This is a genomic window from Paraglaciecola sp. T6c (assembly GCF_000014225.1).
GTDB lineage: Bacteria > Pseudomonadota > Gammaproteobacteria > Enterobacterales > Alteromonadaceae > Paraglaciecola > Paraglaciecola atlantica_A.
The window spans coordinates 4,960,181-4,972,293 of the sequence record NC_008228.1; the positions used below are offsets into that span (position 1 = coordinate 4,960,181).

10 protein-coding genes are annotated in these 12,113 nt (G+C 45.7%); 5 read left to right on the forward strand and 5 right to left on the reverse strand.

All coding sequences use genetic code 11. From position 1 onward, the window contains the following. Positions 1 to 3: 3 nt before the first annotated feature. Positions 4 to 3,180 (forward strand): efflux RND transporter permease subunit, encoded by a 3,177-nt coding sequence (locus tag PATL_RS21150; RefSeq protein ID WP_011576819.1) that lies wholly within the window; start codon positions 4 to 6, stop codon positions 3,178 to 3,180. Continuing rightward, positions 3,173 to 4,555 carry an efflux transporter outer membrane subunit gene (locus tag PATL_RS21155; RefSeq protein WP_011576820.1) on the forward strand — a complete coding sequence of 461 codons (1,383 nt, stop codon included), beginning with the start codon at positions 3,173 to 3,175 and terminating at the stop codon, positions 4,553 to 4,555. Before PATL_RS21150 ends, PATL_RS21155 begins: the two co-directional genes overlap by 8 nt. Before the next feature lie 258 nt (positions 4,556 to 4,813). On the opposite strand, the gene PATL_RS21160 is transcribed toward PATL_RS21155, so the two are convergent. Continuing rightward, positions 4,814 to 5,359, reverse strand: a complete 546-nt coding sequence (locus PATL_RS21160; protein ID WP_011576821.1) for a TetR/AcrR family transcriptional regulator — start codon at positions 5,357 to 5,359, stop codon at positions 4,814 to 4,816. A 401-nt stretch (positions 5,360 to 5,760) separates the two neighbouring features. Here PATL_RS21160 and PATL_RS21165 point away from each other — a divergent pair, with 401 nt between their 5' ends. Next, a complete protein-coding gene (locus PATL_RS21165; protein WP_011576822.1) occupies positions 5,761 to 6,381 on the forward strand; it encodes a glutathione S-transferase family protein in 621 nt (206 codons plus the stop codon). A gap of 44 nt (positions 6,382 to 6,425) precedes the next feature. Beyond that, positions 6,426 to 7,133, forward strand: a complete 708-nt coding sequence (locus PATL_RS21170) for a cupin domain-containing protein (protein ID WP_011576823.1) — start codon at positions 6,426 to 6,428, stop codon at positions 7,131 to 7,133. 165 nt (positions 7,134 to 7,298) lie between these two features. On the opposite strand, the gene PATL_RS21175 is transcribed toward PATL_RS21170, so the two are convergent. Then, complete coding sequence (locus PATL_RS21175) at positions 7,299 to 7,544, reverse strand: hypothetical protein (protein WP_232283268.1); 246 nt, start codon at positions 7,542 to 7,544, stop codon at positions 7,299 to 7,301. A gap of 461 nt (positions 7,545 to 8,005) precedes the next feature. Next, positions 8,006 to 8,518 carry a hypothetical protein gene (locus PATL_RS21180; protein ID WP_011576825.1) on the reverse strand — a complete coding sequence of 171 codons (513 nt, stop codon included), beginning with the start codon at positions 8,516 to 8,518 and terminating at the stop codon, positions 8,006 to 8,008. 260 nt (positions 8,519 to 8,778) lie between these two features. On the opposite strand from PATL_RS21180, the gene PATL_RS21185 reads away from it, so the two are divergent. Continuing rightward, positions 8,779 to 9,762 (forward strand): hypothetical protein, encoded by a 984-nt coding sequence (locus tag PATL_RS21185; protein ID WP_011576826.1) that lies wholly within the window; start codon positions 8,779 to 8,781, stop codon positions 9,760 to 9,762. A 425-nt stretch (positions 9,763 to 10,187) separates the two neighbouring features. On the opposite strand, the gene PATL_RS21190 is transcribed toward PATL_RS21185, so the two are convergent. Beyond that, positions 10,188 to 10,754, reverse strand: a complete 567-nt coding sequence (locus tag PATL_RS21190) for a BON domain-containing protein (RefSeq protein ID WP_011576827.1) — start codon at positions 10,752 to 10,754, stop codon at positions 10,188 to 10,190. Positions 10,755 to 11,143: 389 nt separating this feature from the next. After that, a complete protein-coding gene (gene dkgB / locus PATL_RS21195; RefSeq protein WP_011576828.1) occupies positions 11,144 to 11,965 on the reverse strand; it encodes a 2,5-didehydrogluconate reductase DkgB in 822 nt (273 codons plus the stop codon). Between the last annotated feature and the right edge of the window lie 148 nt (positions 11,966 to 12,113).

Below are 12,113 nucleotides of genomic sequence, written 5' to 3' on the forward strand. Positions count from 1 at the left end.
ATCATGTTTTCGCAGTTTTTTATACGCCGTCCCATATTTGCGGCCGTTATCTCGCTGATTTTCTTTATCGTAGGGGCCATTTCTGTTTGGCAACTGCCGATAACAGAATATCCGGAAGTGGTTCCCCCGACTGTGGTCGTGACCGCAAACTACCCAGGTGCAAATCCAAAAGTGATTGCCGAAACAGTGGCATCACCTCTTGAGCAGGAGATTAACGGTGTGGAGAACATGTTGTACATGTCTTCTCAGGCCACCTCTGATGGCACTATGACACTCACCATTACATTTGCCATTGGTAGCGATGTAGACTTGGCGCAAACTCAAGTGCAAAGCCGTGTTGAACGTGCCAAGCCGCGTCTTCCTGAGGAGGTACAACGCCTTGGTGTTGTGACCGAAAAATCATCACCAGATTTAACCATGGTGGTGCATTTAACCTCTCCTGATGAACGCTACGACATGTTGTATTTGTCTAACTACGCGGTGCTAAACGTCAAAGACGAGCTCGCTCGCATTAACGGGGTTGGCCAAGTGCGCGTATTCGGTGCCGGCGATTACAGCATGCGTGTATGGCTAGACCCAAATAAAGTGGCTGCATTGGGCTTGTCTCCAGCAAATATTGTGGCGGCTATTCGTGAGCAAAACCAACAAGCTGCTGCTGGGAGCCTAGGTGCTCAGCCTAGTGGCGACAGCGACTTTCAGCTGTTAATTAATGTTAAAGGTCGCTTGACGGATGTAGAAGAATTTGAGGACATCATTGTTAAAGTGGGCGAACAAGGCCAAATTAGCCGCTTAAAGGATGTTGCACGCGTTGAACTTGGCGCATCAACTTATGCCCTTCGTTCTATGCTCGATAATAAAGACGCTGCCGCCATGCCTGTATTTCAAGCATCGGGCTCTAACGCGATCCAAATTTCTGATGATGTACGCAGCAAGATGGCTGAGCTATCTAAGAGCTTCCCTGAAGGTTTGAGTTACGACATCGTTTACGACCCAACCGTATTTGTGCGAGGCTCAATTGAAGCCGTGGTTAAAACCTTGTTCGAAGCCCTACTATTAGTGGTATTGGTTGTGGTGCTGTTCTTACAAACGTGGCGCGCCTCGATCATTCCTTTGGTCGCAGTTCCTGTATCTCTGGTTGGCACCTTTGCCTTCATGCATCTGTTAGGCTTTTCACTTAATGCCTTATCGCTATTTGGCTTGGTACTCGCCATCGGTATTGTAGTAGATGACGCCATCGTGGTGGTTGAAAACGTTGAGCGCAACATCGCAGATGGCTTATCCCCTATCGCTGCAACCCAAAAAGCCATGAAAGAAGTCACTGGCCCTATCGTAGCGACCACCTTGGTTCTAGCGGCAGTATTTATTCCAACGGCATTTATGTCAGGCCTAACGGGGCAGTTTTACAAGCAGTTCGCCCTGACCATTACTATTTCAACCTTTATCTCGGCGATTAACTCGCTAACGCTAAGCCCTGCATTATCAGCCTTATTGCTTAAAAGTCATGACAGCAAGAAAGATGCCCTGACCCGAGGCATGGACAAACTGCTCGGCGGCTGGTTATTTAACCCATTTAACCGCTTATTCACTCGTTTATCAGACGGCTACGGCTGGGTCGTTAAAAAAGTTCTGCGCTTTGGTGTTCTGGTTGGTGTGATTTATATCGGCTTGGTTAGCTTGACCGGTTTGCAATTCGCCACCACGCCTACGGGCTATGTACCCGGCCAAGACAAACAATATCTAGTGGCATTTGCCCAGTTACCTGATGCAGCCTCGCTTGATCGCACAGAAGAAGTCATTAAAGAAATGTCTCGCATTGCGCTTGAGCAACCCGGAGTGGCCAACTCAGTTGCCTTCCCTGGTTTGAGCATTAACGGCTTCACCAACAGCACCAACAGCGGTATCGTTTTTACTCCTCTTGATGACTTTGCGGATCGCACAGACCCGTCATTGTCAGCAGGTGCCATTGCAGCAGCGCTCAATCAGAAATTTGCCGCCATTGAAGATGCATACATTGCTATTTTCCCGCCGCCGCCGGTACAGGGCTTAGGCACCATCGGTGGCTTTAGGCTGCAAATTCAAGATCGCGCCAATTATGGTTATGACGAGCTGTACAAAGTCACCATGCAAGTAATGCAAAAAGCGTGGGCGACGCCTGAACTAGCCGGAGTGTTCTCTAGCTATCAAATCAACGTGCCTCAGCTAGATGTAGACATTGATCGCACCAAGGCTAAGCAGCAGTCTGTTTCGCTTGATGAGCTATTCACTACTTTGCAAGGTTATATGGGCTCGGTATACGCCAATGACTTCAACCAGTTTGGGCGTACTTACCAAGTCAATGTGCAAGCGGATGAGCAATTCAGACAAACGCCTGAGCAAATTGCCCAGCTCAAGGTACGTAACAATAAGGGTGACATGGTACCCATCGGCTCGTTTATTAACGTGAACAATACCGCAGGCCCTGACCGCGTGATGCACTACAACGGCTTTACCACCGCTGAGATTAATGGCGGCGCAGCGCCAGGCTTTAGCTCAGGTGAAGCACAAGCTGCGATTGAAAAAATATTAGCACAAACCTTGCCCAACGGCATGACCTACGAGTGGACAGAATTAACCTATCAACAAATATTGGCGGGCAATGCAGGCATGTATATCTTCCCGTTGATCATCCTGTTGGTATTCATGGTGTTAGCCGCTCAGTACGAGAGCTTAAGCTTACCTTTGGCGATTATTTTGATCATCCCGATGACGTTACTATCAGCGTTAAGCGGCGTACTTATCGCCGGAGGCGACAACAATATATTCACCCAAATTGGCTTTATTGTGCTGGTAGGACTGGCAACCAAAAACGCCATTTTAATTGTTGAGTTCGCCAAAGAATTGCAAGACGAAGGGAGTACCGCTTATGAGGCAATCCTTGAATCTGGCCGCTTACGGTTGCGCCCAATATTGATGACCTCTATCGCATTCATTATGGGGGTAGTGCCAATGGTGTTCTCAAGTGGCGCAGGCTCTGAGATGCGCCAAGCCATGGGCGTTGCTGTGTTCTCAGGCATGATCGGGGTCACCGTGTTTGGTCTACTTCTTACGCCATTATTTTACTACGTGCTCGCTAGAAGAGGCGAGCGTCAATCTAGCAACGCCCTAGTAAACACCGCCAAACAGGAGGCTGACCATGGGTAACATGTTAAAAATAGGCACACTCACAGGGCTTATCTTTGCCCTTAGTGCCTGCGCAGTAGGCCCGGATTATCAGGCGCCTAATAAAGTTAACGATATCGAGCTTACAGGTACGTATGAGCAAGCGGAAAAGCTAACTAACTGGTGGCAAGCCTTCGGTGACGAAGATTTAAATCATTTAATTGATGAAGCGCTTAAAGAAAACCGGACGCTGTTTCAGGCTCAAGCCAACGTGTTGCGTGCATATGCAATATTTCGTGATAGCCAGAACGACTTATTGCCAAAGGGTACGTTAGACGCAGGTTATTCAGCCTCAAAAAACCAGACAATGCTTGAGTCTGACGACGATACTATTTTACGTGGCTACAACACGGGAGCTAACCTCACTTGGGACGTCGATTTGTTTGGCAAGGTGCGACGCGCCGTTGAGGCATCATTGGCCGAAGCGGAACAAGCCGACATTTTATGGCATGACGCCCAATTACAAATTATCAGCCAAGTAGCCGCTAGCTACGGTGACTATCGCGGTGCGCAATTCCGCTTGAAAGTGGCCGAGCAAAACTTAGCGAACTTACGCCAAACCCGCACCATTGTAAAAGCACGTTATCAAGCTGGGTTTGCCTCTGAGTTAGAAATGGCGCGTATTAATGCCCAAGTTTTCGAAGTTGAAGCCACTGTACCGCAAATGCGTACCCTGCTCGCCCGTGCAGATGCGACTTTGTCAGCATTACTGGCTAAAAAGCCCGGTGAGTTAGTGCTGAATGCGCAGCCAGAGTTACCGCAGCTATCGCAACCTGTCGCATTAGTTCCTGGTGAAAACTACCTGCGTTACCGTGCTGATGTGGCAAGCTCTGAGCGCGCATTAGCGGCCAGTACTGCACGCATTGGTGTGGCCACCGCAGATTTGTACCCGAACGTATCGGTCAGCGGCTTCTTGGGCTTTTTGTCTGGCCCGGGCTTAACCTTAGGGGGTGATACTAAAAGCTGGAGCGTCGCCCCTACAATCAGTTGGCAAGCAGCTGATTTGGCTTCGGTCAAGGCGCGTATTCGTCAGGCTAATGCCAGCACTGATATCGCCTTAGCGCAGTTCGAGCAGCAAGTGTTTGATGCCCTAGCCGATATGCAGTTTTCACTGCAAAGCTATAACTTTAGTCGCCAGCAAGAGCAAAGTACGCATCACCAATGGCAGGCAAGTGAAAAGGCCATGACCATAGCACGTCAACGCTTTGAAGCAGGAAGCGGAGAGTTTCTTGAATTATTGGAAGCTCAACGTGATGCCCTACAGAGCAGAGATCAACTTGCCTTGCTTGAACAACAAAGTTTCAATCGGTTAGTCGATGTATACCGTGCATTCGGTGGTGGTATCAGCGTTATTTAAGCGTGAAAACTACAATTGCTGTGAGACAAGTCAACGTAATGACAAAAGCCGGATATGGATCCGGCGTTTATGCGTGCGCTCTGCCTCGCCTGAAACGCGATAGCTTACACGGCTTATTCTTCAACAAAGGTATTTTGCTTGCGGTTTAACGCCCTTAAAAGGCTTGTCAGCAATAGTATTAGCAACGCCAATTGCAAAATATTTTATCGTGTTTCGCAATAACCCCCAGTAAGGGGAAGAACGTGTAAGTAAAGGATGTTAGCGTGAAGCCAATAAGCCAGCACTGGCCGTGGCGAAAATTTCAGTATCGTTCATGGCTTTGCTGACCAACATGGCTCCTTCTAGTAAAGACAAGGTAGCAATCGCTTGGCCCTTAGCGGCTTGCTCGCTCGCGCCGTCTGCTTGCTGGTAAGCTTGGGTTAACCAGGTAATATTTCGCTCGAAGAATCGCTGCGTTTGCGCTTTCACCTTTTCAGGTAGGCCGTCGGTTTCAGCGCCGAGTAAGCCACAAAGGCACATTTTTTTGTCTTCAGTTAGCGCGCACTGAAATTGCTGCAAATACACTTCAATAGGTTTTTTACCCTCAGCAATTAACACTTCTGGCGCACCTAAATGGGTTAAGAAGTTATCTGTATATTGGCGCGCCAATTCAGCGCCTAAATCCGCTTTGGTCGGGAAATGATAATGCACACTTGAGCTTTTAATGCCGATTTCGTCGGCCAATTCACGAAAGCTAAAGTTGTTGTAACCACCGGTTCTTACTTTAGCTTCAGCGGCCTTAAGTAAAAGTTGTTTCTTGCTCATAAGCGCTCCTGTTTGGCATATTATCTATCAGTAGATACATGGGTACAAGTCGCTAAATACTAATTGAGCTGGTGCCGCCCTATCATCTGTTTAGTACCGTTCTGTGGGTATCCCCCTTAAACTCTTCAGAAGCATAGCAGGTTAATCCCATCCACAATAAATTGTAAGCAATTGAATTAATAAGATAAAAACTCTAAACCTAGAGTGTTTCGTGTTTTTTGCAGAGCAAAGTAAACCCTAAAGTCGTTGACAAGAGTTAGCTCAATCACTATAACTACCTACCAGTAGGTAGATTAATGCAATTAATACTACCAAAGTGAATAGCATCAGTCTCACTAGCCCAAGATCACCGAAAGTGATTAAGCCTTTAACAAACTGTACTAAACAACAAAGAGATAGCCATGATCATATATGACGTTGAGAACTTCCCTAACCCGCTTCGCGTACGTATCGCATTAGCTGAGAAAAACGCCCTTGATAGCGTGACTTTTAAACCAGTGGACTTGATGAATGCTGAGCACAGAAGTGCAGCCTTTTTACGCAAAAACCCCTTTGCCGGTGTACCCGTGCTCGAACTAGACGACGGCACTTATCTCTCTGAATCCCCAGCGATCACTGAATACATTGATCATCATTTTGCTGGCCCTTCATTGACCGGTGAAACCCCCAAAGAGCGTGCAGTCATCAGCATGATGCAGCGCCGCGCTGAAACCCAAGTGCTTGACGCTATTGCCACTTACTTTCATCATGCAACCGACGGTTTAGGCCCTGAGTTAGAAACGTATCAAAATAGTGATTGGGGTCAAAAACAACATGCACGCGCAATGGCAGGTTTAGCTTATTTTGACAGTGTATTGGCCGAGCATAGCTATGTAGCGGGTGAGGCATTTACGATGGCCGACATTACCCTGTGGTGTGGCTTGGTATTCGGTAGTTTTTGTGATGTCGCTATTCCTGCTAACTTAACGCACTTGCAAGCATGGCGCGACCGAGTTGCTAAACGCCCGAGTATTGCAGCTTAATACGCCAGAAACGATATGATTGATACATCGATAGGAGCCTATATATGAATATTAATGCCGATTTTAGCCAGCGTGTCGTTGTTCACAGCCAAAAGCAACCTTGGGTAGCATCACCGATGCCAGGGGTTGACCGTAGGCCGCTTGATCGCGTTGGTGATGAAGTCGCTCGGGCAACCACTATAGTGCGCTATGCACCAGGCAGTGAATTTTCGCCTCATGTGCATACCGGCGGCGAAGAATTCATCGTGCTTGAGGGCGTGTTTCAAGATCAGCATGGTGACTTTCCTGCAGGCTCCTATATTCGCAACCCGCCTCAATCGTCACATAAACCTGGCTCTGATGAAGGCTGCGTAATTTTTGTAAAGCTATGGCAATTCAACCCAGATGACAGATTACACGTGAACGTACCTGCCAGAGCAGATGACGCTGCATCATCATTTGAATTTAACCCGCCCGCGACAGGTGTAATAAGTAAAATACTCTATCGTGATGAGTATGAAGTCGTCAGCGTATATGAATTAGCGCCCAACGGTGTGCTTGAGCTTGAAGCCAGCAAAGGCCTTGAGGCCCTAGTGCTTACAGGCGAAATTAGCGAAGGCGGCGACACCCTAGAAAAGCACAGCTGGCTGCGCCTGCCCACAGACAGTCAATTCAAAGCTAAAGCTGGTCAATCCGGCGCAAGGCTATGGATAAAAACCCAGCATCTGCCGTTTGTAGAAGAGCAAATAGCGCGTGTTCAAAACGCTAAATAGTAATGACTGGCAGGTTTGCAGGACCGTTACAGGCTTAAACGGTTGCAGGGTTTTGCAGCTGCAGGGTTGATTGCACGTGTGAGAGAAAATAAAAGAGAAGAAAAGAGTAGGGCTAGAGTGAGCGTGACACCGTCTCTGCCCATTTTGCCCTTTCTGTTAGCGAACTCAGTCTTTCGAAGAACCAAACAGAAAATCTAACCAAATCGCTGCTGTATCGTTGCGATCTTGCTCATGGCGAGCCTTTGCTCTGGAGTCAACACAGGAATCATAGGTTGAATCTAAGGCTCTACCTTTATCAACACCTCGTTTATCAACAACATCCCAACAATCAGCGATATCTTTCGAATCACTCGTAACACTGCAACCCGTAAGCACAACTGAAAGAAGGCTGATTAATAATACATATTTCACGGTTAATCCTTTAAAGCTCATTACAGGCAAAGCAAACGAAAGCGTTATGTTAGTCACTTGCTGTTCACTCGGTTTTTTACTGTTATTTTTTAATTGTCTTTGCAGGAGCAGTGAGTTGTTCCATCGTTATTTTTCCACTCTGAATAGCCGATTTTGTCACATCGACTTCGAATAAGATTGCACTGCCCTTTGCTATGACCAAGGTTAATCCCCCCGCCATAAAATATCGCCTCTTCTACAACTTGTTGTTTGAAAGGAAGCGTTGAGCAACTCCCTAAAGTAAACGATATCAATAAGATGAATAATTTTACTATCTGCATAAACTACCTTGTATGAAAAATGCTTCAATTAGCCGAGGGTTTCTGCCACAAAAATTCGTTGCGATGTATCTGATCCCGCTGTTACACCCTAATTTTGATCTGGCGTATTTTACTTTTGTTGCGCGACTCTTACTGCCTTACTCACGCACTTCTATTAAAACTGGTAACCGACTTGAAGGAGCCGCCATATTCTGATTCAGCGCTTGCATTAGTCGCGTGAACTGAAACGCCAAATGTTGCCCCTCTTCGATTTATGCCATTCATAAAATAGGTATAGCTGATACCCGCTCCATAGATATTATCGTCATGGTAATACACCTCTATTCCTTCGGTCGTCGATGCTCTACTAAAATATGACTCTCGCCCTACCAAGCCAGCATAGACGCCAAAACCATGCTTATTGGAATCGAAGTCAAATAAGTCTGTCTTAATCCAACCTGCTCCAAACCCACAAGTTGAACCGAGACGAGAGCTATACTCGACACAGCCGACAGAAATATATTTCAAATCATTTTCAGACAGTAACGACAGATTGGCCCCGATACCTGTGTACATCGAACCTACACCTATGCCAATTGAAAAGTCTTTATCTTGGGTTTCTTCTGCGAAGCAATTTAACGATAAAAAAGGGAGAAGCAGCGCTAATTTTTTCAAAATATGTCCTTATGTTTTGAGAGTGGTAACGGGAGAAGGACTCCGTTTCATCAAATACAGATATGAATATTTGGAGCTCCTACCTTTCGTTCGATGAGGTGTTTTAGCATGAGATTCACTGCATTGCACAGGTTAAATTAATTACCACCAAAAGACACAGCTACGAGGAACAGTAATCAAGACACCCATAATAAAAATGGTAAATTTTCAGGGCTTAACTAGACTTGGTTGGTGTCTCATTTTTGTCAGGTAGATGGATTATGCCTCAACCTCGAAAAAGCCAAATCAGTTTAATTGATACCCCTTATTATCATTGCGTTTCGCGCTGCGTACGGCAGTCGTTCTTGTGTGGAATAGATAAATACTCTGGCCAGAGTTACGAACATCGCCGAGGCTGGGTTGAAGAGCGTTTGTTGTTTTTATCTACGGTATATTCCATCGATATTTGTGCCTATGCGGTCATGGATAATCACACGCATGTGGTGCTATGTGTGGATAAAACAATGGCTGATAATTGGGATAGCTATGAAGTGTTGAGGCGTTATCATAAGCTGCACAGAGGCACTTTGCTGACTCAGAAATTCATGAACGGCGATACACTGAGCCAAGGAGAGCTAATCACCTTTGATGAAACCGTTGAAACCTATCGACAACGTTTATACGACATGAGCTGGTTTATGCGTGACTTAAATGAGTATGTTGCTCGTGAAGCCAATAAAGAGGATGGCTGCACTGGCCGTTTCTGGGCGGGGCGATTTAAATCTCAGGCCTTATTAGATGAAAGTGCGGTGCTAGCATGCATGGCCTATGTAGATTTAAACCCCATTCGTGCAAAAATGGCAAAAACACCCGAAACGTCAAAGCACACCAGTATCGAAAAACGTGCGCAGGCGATTAAAAATAAACGAGAGCAACCGAGTGCTTTAATGCCGTTTGTAGGTAATCCTCGTGAAAAAATGCCTCGAGGTATGGCTTACTCACTCAAAGACTATTGTGAATTGGTAGACACGACAGGCCGATGCATTCGTGATGATAAGGCCGGTCATATTGATAATACTCACAGTCCTATTCTTCAAAGATTGGGATTAGACGCTGCTCAGTGGTTAACATTAACAACTGAGTTCGAAAAACACTTCTGCTACGCAGCTGGCGCGGAGCAAATGATGAATGCTTTTAAGCGCCACACCCATCATCAACGGCTGCGGGGAATGACTAAAGCGAGAGAGTTGTTGAAGCGCGCATGAACCTGATTTGACCAAATTCTCACGATACGCAACATCTCGTGCCTTTTACATGTCCGTAAAAGACTGTTTTTTTCCTTCTCTATCTTCGCAGTCAAATCTCCCAATAAAGTCCCCAGCCATCCAGGCTAAAAGAGGGGGTGTTTAGCTGTAAGTTAATACTTGCTAGCCAAAAAAACAAAAATGATTTTTGCAGGAATTTAACATGGATGTCCTTGTAAAACTGGCCATTCACGTCCTCAAGTAACCCCATGCTTCGCCGCCACAAGTGCCGCTGTTTAACATGGGTGTCTTTATAAAAACTCTAAGCCGCTCAGTTTTTGATTCAAATATTAGGAAAGCTAATTAATATTTGTAGACCATCATAAACTCTAGACAAAAAAACACCCGCCGAAGCGGGTGTTCTATTTAGCTTTGTAGCACTATTGCTATGCGTTGCCGCCTTGCTCTGTGGTTTTCAGCATATCAACAACGGTTTTTACGTCGTTGGTATTCTCAGCAATCTTGATCGCCAACTGGCGCTCTGCGTCTGTATCAACCGTGCCAGAAAGGGTCACTTCACCCATTTTTGATTCGACTTCAATTTCCAAGCCGCTCACTTCTGATTCAAACATTAAACGGGTTTTTACTACCGTTTCAATTTTCGCATCGTTAAGAGTCTGCATGACTTCGCCGTCTTGCTCTTCATCTAACTCTTGAATAACCGTCAACTGATTATCGACATCGGTTACACCATCAAGTGACATAACGAGCTCTGATGCTAGCGCTTTGTCGACTTCGCGGTCAACTTTACCTGTTAGGGTGACTTTGCCGTTTTTAACATCTGTGTTGATGTCAAACGAGTCAAGGTTGCCATTAAGCATTAATGTGGTTTCGGCTTTACCGTCAATCCAAGCGTCGCCTGCTGTATCTTTCCAAGTATTCTCTGCATTCGCAGCTAGAGAGGCTGTACCAAGTGTGGCGGCTACTAATACTGAAATGATTGAATTTTTCATAAATATCTCCTTTTTAAGATTCGAAGTAATTAATGCCAATTCAATGCCAACCAGTTAGTCCATTGATTTTAAATGACTTTATTCCATCTTAGTCACACTTTCACATCATCACTTGTGAAATTTATTACCAGGGACTTGTAAATAATTCTTTAATAATACTGAGACTTTCTGACCAATTTTACTTGATGATTGGAGGTTGGAGGTTGAAGGTGAAAGTGAAGATTGAGTAAGCGTTAAAACGTAAAATGGCCCTACTGCACACATGAAAACGCCTCTAACTCAAAAGAGGCAGAGGCGTTTTTTATTTTTCGCTGAACGATTAATGATTTACAGGGGCTGGTACAAATCAACCTCAGGTTAAGACTTTCGTGAGCACGTAATAGGTATCTTTACCAGTCTGGTGCGAAATCAGGGTCAACAATACGTTCTTGAGGTTCAATGCCATCGATTTTTTCGATTTCTTCGGCAGTTAACATCATTTGCTTAGCCGTGAGATTGTCACGCATGTGGTTCACATTGGTGGATGAAGGGATCGCCACGATTTTCTTATGACTTAACCACGCTAATGCGACCGCGGATGGTGTTGTATCGTGGGCACTGGCGATGTCATTCAGTATGTCATTTTCCATCACTTTACCCACACCTAAGGGCATGTATGCGGTTACTTGAATGTTGTTGCGTTGGCAGTATGCCACCAGCTCTTTGTTTTGAAAGTTAGGATGTACCTCGATTTGATTGGTCAGAATATGATCTTTACCTAAAATCGACAGGGCTTCATCAAGCTGGCTTTGGGTGAAATTGGACACACCGATATGTCTCGTCAGACCGCGCTCTTTACACGCCTTTAGTTCCTTAAGATATTCTGCCATCGATACCTTGTTGTCCGGTGACGGCCAGTGAACGAGCAGTAAGTCAACATAATCGGTATTGAGCTGAGTCAGACTATTTTGCACGCTCGTTATAAATTTATCGGCACTGAGGTTATCAAACCACACTTTAGTCGTGACGAAGAGCTCACCTCTAGAGATTTTAGAGGCGGAAATAGCATCGCCTACTTCAGCTTCATTTTCATAAGCTTGTGCGGTATCAATATGTCGGTAACCCACATCAAGCGCGTTCTCTACCGCCAGTTTGGCATCATCCCCTTTCAGGCGGTATGTGCCGAATCCTGGAGTCGGTATTGTTGGCGTAGCGAATGTTGATGAATTCATAAATCAGTCCTTCTGTTGGAGCGCTGACTTTGAGCAAGACAACGCGGTGAACATGTGGACTAACCTATTCGAATACCATGCCAAAAAGTAACCAGTTGATATGTATAGAATAAACAAGAAGGGAAGTGAGATAGAGCAGATTAACGTG